The organism is Acetobacter senegalensis (genome assembly GCF_001499615.1).
Taxonomy (GTDB): Bacteria; Pseudomonadota; Alphaproteobacteria; order Acetobacterales; family Acetobacteraceae; genus Acetobacter; species Acetobacter senegalensis.
On sequence record NZ_LN606600.1, the window covers coordinates 679,901 to 696,671 of the forward strand.

General features: G+C 55.0%; 9 protein-coding genes. 4 read left to right on the plus strand and 5 right to left on the minus strand.

What is annotated here, in order from left to right; genetic code table 11:
• Nucleotides 1–44 precede the first annotated feature (44 nt).
• On the plus strand, nucleotides 45–1,478 hold the full coding sequence (locus ASN_RS02955; protein ID WP_197603327.1) for a coniferyl aldehyde dehydrogenase: 1,434 nt from the start codon (nucleotides 45–47) through the stop codon (nucleotides 1,476–1,478).
• Between the two features lie 20 nt (nucleotides 1,479–1,498).
• Here ASN_RS02955 and ASN_RS02960 read toward each other — a convergent pair whose 3' ends face one another.
• Nucleotides 1,499–4,273 (minus strand): DUF4132 domain-containing protein, encoded by a 2,775-nt coding sequence (locus tag ASN_RS02960; protein ID WP_231948344.1) that lies wholly within the window; start codon nucleotides 4,271–4,273, stop codon nucleotides 1,499–1,501.
• Between the two features lie 396 nt (nucleotides 4,274–4,669).
• On the opposite strand from ASN_RS02960, the gene ASN_RS19430 reads away from it, so the two are divergent.
• From ASN_RS19430 to ASN_RS02975, 3 genes are all read left to right on the plus strand, one after another.
• Nucleotides 4,670–5,548, plus strand: a complete 879-nt coding sequence (locus ASN_RS19430; RefSeq protein WP_157765086.1) for a hypothetical protein — start codon at nucleotides 4,670–4,672, stop codon at nucleotides 5,546–5,548.
• Nucleotides 5,549–5,769: 221 nt separating this feature from the next.
• Nucleotides 5,770–6,363 (plus strand): energy transducer TonB, encoded by a 594-nt coding sequence (locus ASN_RS02970; RefSeq protein ID WP_058987157.1) that lies wholly within the window; start codon nucleotides 5,770–5,772, stop codon nucleotides 6,361–6,363.
• A gap of 221 nt (nucleotides 6,364–6,584) precedes the next feature.
• On the plus strand, nucleotides 6,585–7,163 hold the full coding sequence (locus tag ASN_RS02975; protein WP_006558308.1) for an energy transducer TonB: 579 nt from the start codon (nucleotides 6,585–6,587) through the stop codon (nucleotides 7,161–7,163).
• Between the two features lie 245 nt (nucleotides 7,164–7,408).
• Here the strand turns inward: ASN_RS02975 and ASN_RS02980 are convergent, their stop codons facing one another.
• The 4 genes from ASN_RS02980 to ASN_RS02995 form a co-directional block, all read right to left on the minus strand.
• Complete coding sequence (locus ASN_RS02980) at nucleotides 7,409–8,770, minus strand: ABC1 kinase family protein (protein WP_058987158.1); 1,362 nt, start codon at nucleotides 8,768–8,770, stop codon at nucleotides 7,409–7,411.
• A 3-nt stretch (nucleotides 8,771–8,773) separates the two neighbouring features.
• On the minus strand, nucleotides 8,774–10,609 hold the full coding sequence (locus ASN_RS02985; protein WP_058987159.1) for a M3 family oligoendopeptidase: 1,836 nt from the start codon (nucleotides 10,607–10,609) through the stop codon (nucleotides 8,774–8,776).
• Between the two features lie 156 nt (nucleotides 10,610–10,765).
• Nucleotides 10,766–15,322, minus strand: coding sequence for a glutamate synthase large subunit (gltB, locus tag ASN_RS02990; protein WP_058987160.1), 4,557 nt, complete (start codon nucleotides 15,320–15,322; stop codon nucleotides 10,766–10,768).
• The gene (locus ASN_RS02995) at nucleotides 15,322–16,770 is read right to left on the minus strand and encodes an NAD(P)-dependent oxidoreductase (RefSeq protein WP_045541598.1); all 1,449 of its coding nucleotides are present in this window, start codon (nucleotides 16,768–16,770) and stop codon (nucleotides 15,322–15,324) included. The genes gltB and ASN_RS02995 overlap by 1 nt, the downstream gene beginning before the upstream one ends.
• Nucleotide 16,771 lies beyond the last annotated feature (1 nt).

Consider the following 16,771-nt stretch of genomic DNA (forward strand, 5'->3'; position numbering starts at 1 on the left):
TCGTTCTGCTTCATATCCTGCCAAGATAAGTTTCTCCTGTAAACATGGAGGGCGCAATGTCCGATACTGTTTCAACGCCTGCGCAGCCATCTGATCTCTCCCGCATTCTCGACCGCCAGCGGGCTGCCTTCCTCAATGATGGACCACCGGGGCTGGAGCAGAGGCGCGCCGATCTGCGCCGTCTGAAAGCGGAAATTCTGAAGCACAAAATAGAGATTCTTCAGGCGCTGAATACGGATTTTGGGCATCGCTCCGTGCGGGAAAGCGCCATTGTGGAGCTGATCCCTCTGCTGCATTCAATCACCTATCTCATCCGAAATCTAAGGCACTGGATGAAGCCGGAACGTCGGCATGTCGCACCCTATTTCCAATGTGGCCGCGCATGGGTCATCCGTCAGCCGCTTGGGGTGTTGGGCATTATCGCACCGTGGAATTACCCGCTCTCTCTCGCCCTTGTTCCTCTGGCTACGGCACTTGCCGCCGGCAACCGCGTCATGCTCAAGCCTTCGGAACTTACGCCGACGACATCAGCAGTTATCGAAAAAATCATTCAGGCCATCTTCCCACCAGATCAGGTTTCCGTGGTCACGGGAGATGCCGAGGTGGGGGCTGCATTCTCCGCTTTGCCCTTTGATCATATCCTGTTCACTGGCAGCACGGCAGTTGGCAAGAAGGTTGCCGCGGCAGCGGCCCGCAACCTGACCCCGGTTACACTTGAACTGGGCGGCAAATCTCCCGTGATTATAGAACCCGCTTTTTCCATGAAGGACATGGCGGAGCGTGTCGCCTATGGCAAACTGACCAATGCCGGACAAACCTGCATCGCACCGGATTATGTGCTGGTCCATAAAGCGGATCAGGACGCTTTTGCCGCAGCCTTTCAGGCGGCCGCTAAAAAGCTTTATCCACACGGCTATGCAGGATCTCCCGATTATACAGCCATCCTCAACCAGCATCATTATGAACGGCTGAACCGCCTGATTCAGGACGCCACAACGCTTAAGGCGCGTGTTATCCGGCTGGGAGATGATTCACCTGCCGATCATCTCCTCGCCCCCGTTCTTGTGCTGGACGCCACACCCGAAATGGCCGTCATGCAGGAAGAAATTTTCGGGCCTGTCCTGCCTGTTCTGACATACTGGCATCCCGATGAAGCCATCGCCTTCATCAACGAACGCCCTCGCCCGCTGGCACTGTATTATTTTGGGAAAAAGCGCCATGAACTCAACAGGGTTCTGAAATATACCGTTTCAGGAAATGTCACGGTCAATGGCACATTGCTGCATTACGCTCAGGAAGATCTGCCCTTTGGCGGCGTGGGAGAAAGCGGCATTGGAGCCTATCACGGAAAGGAAGGCTTCATGGCCCTCACCCACCCACGTGGCATTTACAAACAGGGCCGCTTCAACGCCGCAACCCTCCTCCAGCCCCCGTTTGGAAAGCTGACTGATATCATCACAAATTTTATGACACGATGAGAAAGAATAGTTTATATTTTTCATCCGTCACGAAGTTGTTCTAAAATATTTTTATCTCTAATCTTATGATCTTTTTGCAACAAGGCGATCCGATAGAGAATGGAATTCAGGATATCGTCATCATATAGAGGCTGATAATCCCCAATATCTTCTTCACGTGTCGAGTGCGAGAGTGTCTCTAATGTGAGGTGGCGATACTGAGGGACCATAATGACTTCACCGCTTCCAAGATGAATACGATACTGGTGAAGCCTACCGGTAACGATAACATGCCGGTCGTCCAGTGTTACAGCCCCCTTTTCTTGTAAAGAAGGCAGCAGAGCTTCGATAATCTGCCGCCTGCTTTGGGCCAGCCCACCATAATGGGGTTCATCTGGCAATGCTATATCTGACAAACCCTGCTGGCGTCTCCATTTTCCTAGTTCTGGCACAGCCTGAATAGAAGATGCATCAAACTTCAGGTTACTTGCGGCAACACTCACCATAAGATCCAGATCTCGCATAACTTCCGAAAATACGATCTGATCTATATCTGCCAGTCGAACTGGTTTTTTCATGGGCGTCAGCTTTCGCCCTCCATCAAATCGCCAGTCTCCACGATCTTTAAGAATACAGAACCTTACTCGATCAGTCATGACATGCGTAAAAGCTGGAGCAGATCGACCGAGGTCATTATACCCTACTCCTCCTGTTCGGAATTCCGCATAAATGCCATGCGCCGGGATGATTAAAGACCACGGGGCGCCCTCGCTGGATGGAATATGCGCGGTAAGGGTTCGGATGCGCCACCCGCGTTTACGCCCAATTTCTATTACCTGAGCCTGACCAAGAATACGTTGTGCATAACGGTAGGAGGAAGGAGAGCTTTCTCGCTCCGCTTGGGTTATTGTGTAGGTCTCACGCCATACTTGACGGATAGGTTGCCGGATATCCAAACGCTCCAGTGTCTCCCGCCACCGTGCAACAACACTCCCCTTGCAGTCATCGCTCATTTTTTGAAGTGGGTGCCACAAGCTAAGAAGAGTATCGGGATGAAGCGGAGACGCTTTATTACCATCTGGATCATATACTGTGGTCGCCTCCCTTCCAAACAGACATGTTCTAATAGAACCTCCCGGTTCAGCAACAAGCCATATCTGCCGACGCGCCAGCCAACCAAGAAGCGGGTGGTTTAACCATCTTTCGATAAACGCCCTCAAAGTCCAGGTTTGGCCGGTCAGCCATGAACGCTCCAACCTGTAACGATGCACCAGCATATCCGCCGAAATTGCCTTGGCATCTGACCGCATACTTTTCAGGAGCGCCTTGCATTTTTCTTGTTCAAGAACAAATGGCGGCAGTTTTGAAATGCGATCTCCCTTTTCCCCCTCATAATAAATCGAACCCTGACCGGAACCAGCAATAGAAAGGACGGCCGCGTAACCGTCCGGCAAGTTCAACCGATGACAACTTGTTGAATCGAGTTCGTATTCCTGAGCAAGAAGTTCTTCCGCCTCAACTGTCGTAAGCCCTGAAGCTGCGGCCGCTTTTGCCAAAGATCTTTCCAGAGCATTGAACATTGTGGCATGCCTGACACGCGCGCGTAAGCGGACCATTCCCCGAATGGCGTCGGGTGTTCCAATCAGACCTACCGTTGCAACCAGACGATTGAAAATAGCCACATCTTCCGCTGCCAAAGCCTTTTTACAGGCTGGAAGAAGCCATTCAAGATCCACAGCATCCGCAGCAGCGGCGATCATCCACAAACAACCTGCTATGATATCAGAGGAAATTGTCGGGGATGACAATGAAGAGGAACATGGATGACAATCTGGCTTTACAGATTTGACGGGAGGTGGATTTTTATAGCGCAGTCCCTTTTGACGCCCTAACCTCATTATGCCGTTATTTTCGCCACCACCAAAACGAAATGAATAAAGCGAAGGGGAGAGAAGAAATGCTTCAGCAACCTTCCGAACAGACTGTGTTCTGGAAACTGCTCCTGTAACCAACCGAACAAATCTTGGCAAAATAGCAGCCCGATAAAGGGATGGCTGTTTCAACAAGTGCCAAGAGGTTAATATCTTTTCTGAAGACTCAAAAGCTTCTCGAACAAACGATCTTGCAAATTCAAGATCTTTTATCCCCTCTGGTTTTGCGAGATGCTCTTTATAACGTGCAAGCGTTTTTAACGATGGTTGAGGGGCTTCTGGAACCTGGAAAAGCTCCAACCGTGAATCCATTGACTCTGTGGAACTTGCGGCATCCTCCCGCAAAACCATTTCACGCGCCAACCAGAGAAGATGTGGTATATCCCGTTCCATCTTCTCACAATCCTGCAACGCCTGATCAAACCATTTTTCATCAGGCAGGCTCGTACCTGAATCACTGAAACTGTAGAAATACTCACGCAGATTGTTTGGCGTTCTATTATAATATGAGCCATCCGACATTCGGACGGGTTTTGGCAAAAAACTTGACGTTATGAAACCAAGCGCATTTGTCTGATACGTACGCGCAAAACTTCTATACCATGCAGGCGGCCGAGGCAGACTCTGTCTATTGAGCAATTCCGGCATCATGGCTGCAGCCAGTGGCATGTGCGCCAACGTTACATTCTGCAATAAAGGCTGTTGGGTTATCTTATAGCATGAGGATATTTTCTGCTCATAACGCTCAAGCCAGGCTTGTTGGAGCTTATCAAAAACCCGCGGGTCAACCTGTTTCATTTCAGCAATCCACCGAACCAAAGGGCGTTCGAGTTGACCGACTTCAAAAAGAACCATGCGTGTTATAGCCAGATCAGAATCAATCATATCTATTGCCATTATCTGCGCTCTCCCGTTCTATTCGGGCTCCCCAAAAAATGATTCGTATATTAAATAAGGCGCAAAGAAAATTTTCTAACACATCGTGTAGAAGCATGTAAAAATATTTAGCAGTTGAATAGTAACATTTTTCTAGGGCGAAAAATATTATATATTTTTATTACAATATTATTAAAAACGTGTTTCTACCTCTATCAATCAGACTTACGCCTCATAGGGAAGGTTATCTCTATAAGCAGAATACGCTACCCACAGACTATACATATTCCTAACAACAATGAAATTTTTCTATTTATCGAGGAAAAATTTAGGATAAAATTTCTATAGACGGTATATTATCCCATAACGTTATTGTCTCTTCAAAAGAGAAATCAGGAGGTCCATTTGAGTAATCCCGAAGTTTTCCTGGTAGGAGACCTCTTGCGCGCAAGAAAAATCTTGCCTCACGAAAATAAAACTTTACTGAGAGATCTTCATGGTTCGTATTTCTTGAATAGATCTCCCGTTCTTCTACTGCATCGCAAAACAGCCCACAGGCAAGATTCCCCTTTTGGCATCATTGCCTACAAACAAAAAAATGGGCTATGGAAAGAAGACAAATGGCCAGTTCGTTTAAATAATTTTGAGCTTGTTGCCCGTCCCGCAGCAAGCAAAATATTAAACCCTTATCATACTTACAAAGGGGTTATTCAACCCCGGTCTATTTCGATATATATGAACAAATACTGTTATTTCATAACCGGCCGATTGGCAGCTCCAGCTTTCGACGATCCTGATGTCGAGTGGCCTATTCTGCCTAAACCTTGCTTGGAAAGTCAACTTGGGTCAGCTGCCAGAAAAGTCTTGATGGAAGTACATGATTATGAGTGTCTGTGGGATGGAAAATCTTATCCTCATGCATTTATTGTAAAAATAAATGAGCGGCATAAGCTGGCACATGACCTTCTTAAAACCAGACTTTCAGAAGCCTTTGGGCCGAAAGTCAATAAAGCGTCATCAAAAGATACCCTCTTAAATATGAATATGCTTTTTGATTGCTTTCAAATGAAGCCGACAACCTGGACAGGTCAGGGCTGGGCTGGCCAGACTGCGGAAGCATTCATACATGTAGGCTTAGACGCTTCCGACCATGACCTGGGACGAGAAATCATGTCAATTTTAAACAGACCAAACGTAAAAACAGACTTTTACAAGAAAAATCACCCATTCCTTTCTCAAGTTTTGCCTTATCTTGAAAGCCACATTGTAGATGCTCGTTTTTAATAACATTCTTTACAGGATATAAGAGTCCACACCTGAATCATAAACGCCTGCTATAAGCAGACGTTGGAGTTAACCTGTCACTCCCCTTCACTGACAAAGGCCACCTTCCTTGCAAGATCATCATCCTCATATATGTATACCTGTGGCACGATGCTTTCATTTGGAAAATACTGATCTCTTCCTGTAGTCTCACGTCCATCTTACCAGCATAAGGCCTGTCGATGGCTCCCGCGCCTTTTGATCCACCGCCTTCCCTTGGCCGTTCTCCGCAGGAGGATGAGCAGCCTGTGCTCTCTGCCCAGACCCAGAAGCAGAAGAAAGCGGTTTATGCCAAAAGCTGGATTGTTAGCGCTGCCGCAGCCTGTTGTGGTCTTTATATGCTGGTTATGGGTATCGCCCATCGGCCCGATACGTCTCCAACCCAGACATCCGCATCATCCGGCAGCTACGCCTTTCTGGATGACAATCACAAGCCTGTCCTGAACAGAGTAGAAACACCACGCCTGCACGCTCCACCAGAAATGAGGGACAAAGGTATTTCCGGCATCAGTATTGTAGGGTGCGATATTGGCGAAGATGGCAAGGCCCATGCCTGCCGTATAGAACGGGGCACCAATCCTTATTTCAACCGCGCGGGCATGGAGTATATGGCCCGCGCGGTTTTCTTTCCTGCCATGGAGCACGGCAAACCGGTTACACGGCATTTTCGTATGCGGTTGTTTTTCGGCATAAAGCCGGAGCAGGCACAGTCCTTCGCCAAATATGGACCACCGCTTTTTACCGGCGGCTCCACTCTCCTGCCTTATCTTCCGTGAAAAAAAGTCTGCGAAAAGCACGAGTATTTAAGAAACAAGAAATCAGGTGCAGCCCATAGAAGAAAGAGCCACTCGCCCACCCAGACCGATTTTCTTGAGTGCTCTTTGTAAAAACGGAACTATAGAAAACGTGAGGATGGCCCTGTACGCTTTTTATTGAAACAGAGTAGTCTCTGCCGGTAGCCTGTCCTCTTGCTCCGCTCTCCTGACGAGGCTGCTTCATGGCTTCTGCCCCGCCTGATCCTGATGAAACCCAAAAACATCAGCCGCCTCCGGCAGAACCAGCCGCGCATCCGCTGTTACAGAAGCAGGAAGAGGCCCCCAATGCCAAAAGCTGGATACTGACCGCCGCAACGGCATGCTGCGGGCTGTATGTGCTGGTGATGGGGATGACACAGCCGACACCACACCCTGCGCCGCCCCCGCCTACACAGTATAATGGCTTTGTGGATGATAACCGTGGACCACACCTCAACAAACTAGCCACCCCCCCACCCTATTACCCGACGCTCATGGAGCAACGGAACATTACCGGTATGGCGATAGTGGGATGCGACATTGATGAAAAAGGGAAAGCCCATGGCTGCCACATTGAAAAAGGGACCAACCCTTATTTCAATCAGGCCGGACTGGATTTTATGAGCCACGCCGTTTTCTTCCCGGCAATGCAGCACGGCAAACCTGTAAGCCACCCTTACCACCAGCGAATCAAATTTCGCATGGGGGCACCCCAGTCCACCTCGAAATATGGTCCCCCTCTTTTTACGGGTGAGCCAATATTCCTGCCGTTCCTCCCGTAAAAGTCTGGTTAAAAACTCAATGGTTGGAAATTACTGCGGGCTTTTGGGGAATCAAAAACAGAAAATTTGGAGGCTTGATGAAACGTTGTTGGGATACTCATCCAACACACTCAGCCCCCAGAAACGTGGCCCGGCTGATCTGGCTGACGTTTCAAACAAACCTGCATGAAGAAGGCAGAACCCGATTGGCAGGAGAGACTGAAAGAGCACGGGCCTTTGCCGTCTCTCCTGCGCCAGCTAACCTATTACGTTATCGGCGTTTCAGGAAAACGTGCGGCTACCACGGCAGCTTTCTGGCGTTCAGCCAAGGCCTGCTCATCAAATTCCGCAATGATTTCATGGAACAGTTGATACCAGTTCATCTTCACCTTCAGGCGCATGAAGACTGAACCAAGCCCCACGGCAGAACGGTCCACCAGCACAAATTCGCGCGGCAGGCGAACGCCGCCCGTGCGCTGCAGACCTTCATGCACTTTTGTCAGCACTTCGCGCCCGAACACAGGGTTGCTGTCTTCCTGAATGAACCGTTCACGGTCGTCCATCAGCGGAGCGTACAGGAAGCCCGCCCATTCGTTCAGTACGTCCACCTTTTCAGGCGTCAGGTTCGTAAAGCCCCAGGCGGCGTAAGCCTCGGTCGCCATGGCTTTATCGCCACTCTGCAAGGCCCGGTAGAGGTCAATGTTCCCCTTGATAAAGGACGGCTGGAAAATACGGATCGCCCCGAAATCCAGCAGGTTCAGCCCGTAATCATCGCGCAGGGTGAAGTTGCCCATATGCGGGTCACCATGCACCACGCCATATTGATACAGCGGCAGATACCATGCGCGGAACAGGGAGCGGGCAATCTTCTTTTTCTGCTCCTCGGTCAGTCCTGCTTCAATCGCGGCGTTCAGGCTACGGCCGCTCACCCACTCCATGGTCAGCAGGCGATGGGTGGAAAGTTCATCAATCGGCGCAGGAACCGTGATCTCCGGGCAGTCTGCCAGAATGGCGCGATACAGCCGCATGTTGGCGGCCTCCCGCGTGTAGTCCAGTTCCTCCCGCAGGCGTTCGGCCAGTTCCTCCACCACATCATCCTGTCGGATGGCGTTATCCAGCCGGTGATACACACCAATGGCCATACGGAACTGCCGCAGATCGGACTCCACGGCGGCTTTCATGTCCGGATATTGCAGCTTGCACGCCACACGGCGGCCGTCTGTCAGCACGGCCTGATGCACCTGCCCCAGACTGGCAGCCGCCGCTGCTTCCCGCCCGAAGGAGCGAAAATGTTTTTCCCACCCCGGGCCGAGTTCCGCTGCCATACGCCGGCGCACAAAGTTCCAGCCCATGGGCGGGGCGTTGGCCTGAAGTTCGGCCAGTTCCTTGGCATATTCCTCCGGCAGGGCACCGGGAATGGTGGACAGAAGCTGGGCCGCCTTCATCAGCGGGCCTTTCAGCCCCCCCAGCATGGATTTCAGATCTTCCGCGTGGGACGCGCCGCCAGACCGCAGGCCTATCTTGTGTCCGGCCATGCGGGCGGCAATGCCGCCTACCGTGCCCGTGGTCTGCACCATGCGGCGCAGTTCCCCGAACATGCCGCTGTTATCAAGATCACGTTCTGCCATTGCTCAGGCCTGCTCCAACTGGTCAATAAAGCCGGAAATCACATCCAGCCCCTTGCGCCAGAAATTGGGGTCGGACGCATCAAGCCCGAAGGGTGCCAGCAGTTCCTTGTGGCGCAGCGTGCCACCGGCTTCCAGCATGGCAATATATTTGTCCTGAAAGCCCGGAGCGCCATCCGTGAACACACCATACAGGGCGTTCACCAGACAGTCCCCAAACGCGTAGGCATACACATAGAACGGTGAGTGGATGAAGTGCGGAATATAGGCCCAGAACACATCATAGTCCGGGGTAAAGTTGAAGGCCGGACCAAGGCTTTCCGTCTGCACCTGCCGCCAGATCTCGCCAATGCGTTCGGGCAGCAGTTCACCGCTTTTGCGTTCATCATGCACGCGGGTTTCAAATTCGTAGAACGCAATCTGGCGCACCACGGTGTTGAGCATATCTTCCACCTTGCCAGCCAGCAGGGTGCGCTTGCGGGCAGGGTCCTGCTCAGCATCCAGCAGGGACTGGAAAGTGAGCATTTCACCAAACACACTGGCCGTTTCAGCCAGTGTAAGCGGCGTGTTGGACAGGAAGTAACCCTGCCTGGCTGCCAGAACCTGATGCACGCCATGCCCAAGCTCATGCGCAAGCGTCATCACATCCCGCGTGCGGCCATGATAGTTGAGCAGGATGAAGGGATGCGCGGACGGCACGGTGGGGTGCGCGAACGCACCCGGTGACTTGCCGGGGGCAGGTGGCACGTCAATCCACGGATGGGTGAGGAAGGTGTTGATCACCTTGCCCATGCGCGGGTCAAACCCATCATAGGCTTTCTGCACAATCTGCTTGGCTTCGTCCCACGGGATCTTGCGGTCTTCACAGCCGGGCAGCGGTGCATTGCGGTCCCAGTGCTCCAGCTTGTCCAGCCCCATCCATTTGGCTTTCAGCGCGTAATAGCGGTGCGCCAGACGCGGGTAATCCTGCCGCACGGCGGAAACCAGCGCATCCACCACCTCGTCTTCCACCATGTTGGAGAGATTGCGGGAGGATGTGGGCCGCGCATAATGACGCAGACCATCAGAGATAGCCTTATCCTTGGCCAGTGTATTGGTAATCAGCGCAAACAGGCGAATATTGGCCCCGAATACGGCCCCAACGGCCTTGCCTGCGCGTTCACGCACACCGCGGTCAGAATCGGAAAGCCGGTTCAGCGCATCGCCAACCGTCACCTCCTCACCATCCAGCGTGACACGCAGGGCGGCAATGGTCTCATCAAACAGGCGGGACCAGGACTGCGCTCCGGTAACGGATTTTTCCAGCAGTACCTTTTCCACCTCATCAGAAAGCTGATGCGGGCGGAACAGGCGCGTATCACGCAGGAAAGGCTTCCAGTGCGCCAGTGCGGGGTCCTGCAACTTCTGCTCAAGATCCGCATCTTCAATGCGGTTCAACTCCAAGGTGAAGAACAGCAGATAAGCAGAGATATCGGTCAGTTTTTCATTGATGGACTGACTGAACCGGCTAATGGCCGCATCGGATGAATTGGCGGCAAACAGCAGGGAGGCGTAGGAGCCTGCCTTGCCCAGAAGCTCCTCAATGGCTTCCCCTTCCGCAATAGCCTTGGCCAGATCCGCGCCAGACAGGTCTGCCAGCTTGCCCTGATACCGGGCAGCAAAGGCTTTGGCCTGTTTTTCAGCCGTAGCCAGATCCTGCGTCAGGGCGGGATCATCCATCCCGGCATACAGCGCGGAAAGGTCCCACCGGGGGAGCGCCGGAGCCTCGGCGGAGGCGGGAGAAGACACAGCCGTTTCAGCGGCCAGAGCCGGAAACTGCTGAAAACGGGGGAGAAGCGTCATGTGTTGCATGGGGCCACTGTAACGCGCAATTTTGCTACGCGCGACCCCACAGAATGCAAGACGGATCACACTGCAAACAGAACGGGCGGGGAGAAGGCTTTCGCCCCCTGCCCCGCCCGTTTGCGGCTGGCCTGTTCAGTGTGCCTTGCGGCCTGTTCAGGCAGACTGTTTCTGCGCTTCCTGCGGCACCTCAAAGCCGATAATCCGCGCATAATCCTGCGGGACAATCTGCCAGAAGCGCGGCAGAACCTCATCCCACTTGTGCAGCAGCATGGTGGCGTAGGGGGAGCCCGTTTCTTCAACGTGGCGTTCCACCAATGCTTTCAGTTTATCGGCCCATTCGCCCTGTGCAACGCGCGTCCAGAGCAGAGACTCCGGATTCACCTTGCGTTCAAAGCTGTCGTCATCATCCAGTACAAAGGCCATGCCGCCGGTAAAGCCCGCGCCAAAATTGTCACCAATAGGCCCAAGGATCACCACCGTGCCGCCTGTCATGTATTCACAGGCGTTGGACCCACAGCCTTCAATCACGGCAACCGCGCCAGAGTTACGCACCGCAAAGCGCTCACCGGCCTGGCCTGCGGCGTAAAGCTCGCCCGCCGTGGCGCCATACAGCACTGTATTGCCGATAATAGCGTTCTGGTTGCACACCAGCAGCGAGGACGGAGACGGCCGCACGCTGATGGTGGCACCGGAGAGGCCCTTGCCCACGTAATCGTTGGCGTCGCCCAGCACTTCCAGCTTGATGCCCTGCACGGCAAACGCCCCCAGAGACTGCCCGGCAGACCCACGCAACCGCACCGTAAGGTGGCCCGGTGCCAGCGTTTTCATGCCAAACTGCCGCACAATCAGCGAGGACATGCGCGTGCCAATGGCGCGCTGCGTGTTCTGCACATTGTAGTGCAGTTGCATTTTCTCCCCGTGGTCAAACAGCGGCTTGGCATCACTGATCATCTGCGCATCCAGCGTGTCCGGCACCTCGTTCCGGCCATCCAGCGTGCAGTAACGGGCAAACGGCCCCGGATCTGCCTGAGAGAGCAGAGAGTTCAGGTCCAGATCATCCAGATAATCCGCACCACGGGAGACCTGCCGCAGCAGATCGGTCCGGCCGATCACCTCGTTCAGGGTGCGGAAGCCCAGAGACGCCAGAATATTGCGCACATCTTCCGCAATGAAGGAGAACAGGTTGATCACCTTCTCCGGCGTGCCTTCAAACTTCTTGCGCAGTTCTTCATCCTGAGAGCACACACCCACCGGGCAGGTGTTGGAGTGGCACTGCCGCACCATGATGCAGCCCATGGCCACAAGGCTGGCCGTGCCAATACCAAACTCCTCGGCGCCCAGCATGGCGGCAATCACCACGTCACGCCCGGTCTTGATACCGCCATCCGTGCGCAGCTTCACGCGGTGGCGCAGACGGTTGAGCATCAGCACCTGATGCGCTTCCGCCAGACCCAGTTCCCACGGCAGGCCCGCATATTTCACGGATGTCTGCGGGCTGGCCCCTGTGCCGCCAGAGTGACCGGAAATGAGGATGGCATCAGCTTTCGCCTTGGCCACACCTGCAGCAATGGTGCCAATGCCAGACCGCGCCACTAGCTTGACGGTGACAGTCGCCTCCGGATTGATCTGCTTCAGATCATAGATAAGCTGCGCCAGATCCTCGATAGAATAGATATCGTGGTGCGGCGGCGGAGAGATCAGCGTCACACCCGGCGTGGCATGGCGCAGTTTGGCAATAAGCTGCGTCACCTTGAAGCCGGGAAGCTGCCCGCCTTCACCCGGTTTAGCACCCTGCGCCACCTTGATTTCAAGCTCACGGCAGTCATTCAGATACTGCGCAGTCACCCCGAAGCGGCCGGATGCCACCTGCTTGATGGCGGAGGATGCGTTATCACCGTTCGGGCGCGGCTTGGCGCGTGCCGGGTCTTCCCCACCCTCACCGGAATCAGACTTCGCGCCAATGCGGTTCATGGCGATGGAGAGCGTTTCATGTGCTTCCGGGCTCAGCGCGCCCAGCGAAATGGCAGGCGCAATCAGCCGCTTGCGCAGCAGGGTGATGCTTTCCACTTCATCTACCGGAATAGGCGTACGCCCTTCACGGAAGTCCAGCAGATCCCGCAGGGCCACAGGAGGCTGCGCCCGCACGGCATCCGCATAGCGTTTGTAGATGGTAAAACTGTCCGTTGCCACGGCGGTTTGCAGCATATGGATCAGCGTGCCATCAAACGCGTGCTGCTCCCCACTGCGCCGCATTTTATACAGGCCGCCCACAGGCAGGGCGAGGGTTGTGGCATCCCATGCCTCGCCATGGAAAGTCAGCACATTGCGGGCAATACCGGAGAGACCGATACCCGAAATACGGGACGGCATGCCGGGGAAGAATTCCGCCGTCAGCGCGCGAGAAAGACCGACCGCTTCAAAATTGCACCCGCCACGGTAAGACGCCACAATGGAAATGCCCATTTTGGACATGATCTTGAGCAGACCCTTGTCCACCGCCTTGCGGTAGCGTTCCATGCATTCACGCAGGCTGAACGTGCCAAACAGACCCCGGCGATGCCGGTCTGCAATACATTCCTGCGCCAGATACGGGTTAACCGTGGTGGCCCCTACCCCGATCGTGACGGCAATGGCGTGTACATCAAGCGCTGTGGAGGTCCGCACGTTCAGGGACGTGAAAGTCCGCAGGGATGTGCGCACCAGATGCGTATGCACCGCGCCGGTGGCCAGAATCATGGGAATATAGGCACGGCTGGGAGACTGGTTCTCGTCACTCAGGAACACATGCGTGCACCCGCCGCGCACGGCTTCTTCCGCTTCACGCCGGATACGGGCAATGGCTTCGCGCAGTCCTGTCTCGCCATCCTTTACCGGGAAGGTGCAGTCAATCACGCAGCCAGAAGCACCGCAGAACGCCCGCAGGGATTCATACTCGCCAGAGGTCAGAACCGGGCTGGGCAGTTGCAGCATTTCACACTGGTCAGCAGACTGATCCAGAATATTGCCCAGATTGCCCAACCGGGTGGCAAGGCTCATCACCCGTGATTCCCGCAGGGAGTCGATCGGCGGGTTGGTAACCTGACTGAACCCCTGACGGAAATAATGCGCCAGACCCCGATAACGGGGAGAAAGCACGGCCAGCGGCGTATCATCCCCCATGGAACCAATGGCTTCCGTGCCATTTTCAACCATGGGCTGCAGGATGGTTTCCAGATCTTCCAGCGTGGTGCCGACGGCCAACTGGCGGCGGCGCAGTTCCTCGCCCTGATAATTCACAGGCTCGGTCACATCAGAGCGCACAATGGAACCAATTTTCTGGATACGCCCCACCCAGGAGGAAAATTCCTGACGGGCGGCCAGAAGATCCAGCAGTTCTTCATTGCCATACAGTTTGGGTGTTTGCAGATCCACGCCAATCACGTCACCCGGCCCAAGGCGGCCACGCTTGACCACATTGGCTTCGGGCACCCGCACCATGCCGGTTTCAGACCCTACAATCAGCAGGCCATCAGCCGTTACGGTATAGCGCAGGGGGCGCAGGCCGGAACGGTCCAGCCCGGCGATCACCCACCGGCCATCCGTGGCGCACAGGGCGGCGGGGCCATCCCACGGTTCCATCACGGCGTTGCAGTAGGCAAACATGTCCCGATGGGACTGCTTCATGGAGGAATTGCCCCCCACGCTGGCAGGCACCATCAGCGCCTTGGCGGCAGGCGCGTCCCGGCCAGAGAAGGTCAGCAGTTCAAACACGTTATCCAGAATGGCGGTATCAGACCCACCCGCCTGCACCAGCGGTTTGATATCCTCCATCCACGGGTCAAGCTCTGGATGAGACAGCCGTGTTTCATGGCTTTTCATCCAGTTAACGTTACCGGAAATGGTGTTGATTTCCCCGTTATGGGCCAGCCGCCGGAATGGCTGCGCCAGCTTCCATGTGGGGAAGGTGTTTGTAGAATAGCGCTGGTGATAAATGGCAAACCGGCTGACAAAGCGCTTGTCCAGAAGATCCGGATAGAACTCGGTCAGATGCTCGGCCAGGAACATCCCCTTATAGATGATCGAACGGCAGGAGAGCGAGCAGATATACAGGTCCACCTGCGCCGCAATGGCTGCTTTCTCGATCTTGCGCCGGATGACGTACAGATCACGCTCAAACGCATCTTCCGCCTTGCCGGGCAGATTGCGGATCATGATCTGTTCAATTTCCGGCCGGGTGGCGTTCGCCTTTTCCCCAATGCAGGACGTATCAATCGGCACCTGACGCCAGCCGTAAATGCCGTAACCAAACGCCAGAATCTCGGTTTCAATAATCTGGCGGCACTGTTCCTGCGCGGTCAGGTCCGTCTTGGGCAGAAACACCTGCCCCACAGCAATAATGGTGCCGTCTTCAGGCTGATCACCCGTGCTGGTGATGGCATCGGCAAAGAAATCCTGCGGAATTTCAACGTGAATCCCTGCGCCGTCACCCGTTTTGCCGTCAGCATCCACCGCGCCGCGGTGCCAGATGGCACTCAGCGCCGCAATGCCGGCTTCCACCACATCACGCCGGCTTTTGCCATCAAGGGCGGCAATCAGACCAACGCCGCAGGAATCACGTTCATCCGCAGGGTCATACAGCCCTTCAAGCGCGGCAACGTTGTTGTCCCATGCTTCCAGAAAAGCCTCGGCGCTTTCACCCATTCCGGTGTTCGGGAGCTTGCCCATATCCATTACCCCTGCTCCGCCACGGCATCGGCCGATGCGTTTGCTTTAATCCATTTATGAATGCGTTCGGCGGCATCCCGCCCATCCCGGATGGCCCACACCACAAGGCTGGCGCCGCGCACAATATCACCCGCGGCAAACACGCCCGGCAGGGTGGTCATGAAGCTGTCCTGCCGCACCTTGAGCGTACCCCAGCGCGAAACTGCCAGATCAGGCTGCCCCCACAACTGCGGCAGGGGTTCCGGATCAAACCCCAGCGCCGTGATAACCAGATCGGCATCCAGCGTGAAGGAACTGCCTTCCAGCGGCTCAACGGACTGACGGCCCGTAGGGTCCGCCATGCCCAGCTTCATGCGGGTGGCGCGCACGCCTGTCACATGGTCATCACCCAGAAACGCTTCCGGGGCGGCCAGCCAGACAAACTCCACGCCTTCCTCTTCCGCATTTTTCACTTCCCGTGCGGAGCCCGGCATATTGGCCTTGTCACGCCGGTAGAGGCATTTCACGGATTTTGCCCCTTGCCGGATGGCGGTGCGCACGCAGTCCATGGCGGTATCCCCACCACCCAGCACCACCACGTTCTTGCCTGCGGCATCCAGCCCTTTGGCGTCCTCAGGCAACGTGTCACCCAGAGAACGACGGTTGGAGGCGGTCAGATAATCCAGCGCGCGTTCAATGCCGGGCAGGCCAGCACCGGGGCCGCCAATTTCACGGGCCTTGTACACGCCAGTGGCAATCAGCAGGGCTTCATGCTTCTTGCGCAGCTCCGCAAACGGGATCTCGCCTTCTGCGTCTCCAACCCCCTGCCCCAGATGGAAGGTGACGCCACTGTCTTCCAGCAGCCTGTGGCGGCGGGAGACAATGTCCTTCTCCAGTTTGAAACCGGGAATACCATAGACCAGCAGGCCGCCTACGCGGTCATACCGATCATACACATGCACCTGATACCCGACGGCGCGCAGCCGTTCCGCCGCAGCAAGCCCTGCCGGGCCAGCACCCACAATACCAACGGATTCCGGCCGTTCGCGCAGCGGGCGGGTGGGCTTGACCCATCCGTTCTCAAACGCGGTATCGGTAATGTACCGCTCCACCGCACCAATGGTCACGCTTTCAAAACCGGGTTCAATCACGCAGTTGCCTTCACACAGGCGATCCTGCGGGCAGATGCGGCCACAGATTTCAGGAAACGTGTTGGTGGCGGAAGAGACCTCATACGCCTCCTCCAGCCGACCGTTTGCGGTCAACATCAGCCAATCGGGGATATTGTTGCCTAGCGGGCAATGCACGGAACAGAACGGCACGCCGCACTGGGAGCATCGGCTGGCCTGTTCCGCTGCCTTAACCGGTTTGAAATCTTCATAAATCTCATCGAAATCGGCCCGCCGGTTCTGGGCGGTCCGTTTTTCAGGCTGCTGCTGCGCAACAGAGACAAATTTCAGCATCGGTGTGGTCATG

What these genes read in the sequence shown, in the direction of transcription:
- ASN_RS02960 (WP_231948344.1), bottom strand. Translation starts at nt 4,273, where the DNA reads ATGATTGATTCTGATCTGGCTATAACACGCATGGTTCTTTTTGAAGTC.
- ASN_RS02985 (WP_058987159.1), bottom strand. Translation starts at nt 10,609, where the DNA reads ATGACGCTTCTCCCCCGTTTTCAGCAGTTTCCGGCTCTGGCCGCTGAA.
- ASN_RS02995 (WP_045541598.1), bottom strand. Translation starts at nt 16,770, where the DNA reads ATGACCACACCGATGCTGAAATTTGTCTCTGTTGCGCAGCAGCAGCCT.
- gltB (WP_058987160.1), bottom strand. Translation starts at nt 15,322, where the DNA reads ATGGATATGGGCAAGCTCCCGAACACCGGAATGGGTGAAAGCGCCGAG.
- ASN_RS02975 (WP_006558308.1), top strand. Translation starts at nt 6,585, where the DNA reads ATGGCTTCTGCCCCGCCTGATCCTGATGAAACCCAAAAACATCAGCCG.
- ASN_RS02955 (WP_197603327.1), top strand. Translation starts at nt 45, where the DNA reads ATGGAGGGCGCAATGTCCGATACTGTTTCAACGCCTGCGCAGCCATCT.
- ASN_RS02970 (WP_058987157.1), top strand. Translation starts at nt 5,770, where the DNA reads ATGGCTCCCGCGCCTTTTGATCCACCGCCTTCCCTTGGCCGTTCTCCG.
- ASN_RS02980 (WP_058987158.1), bottom strand. Translation starts at nt 8,770, where the DNA reads ATGGCAGAACGTGATCTTGATAACAGCGGCATGTTCGGGGAACTGCGC.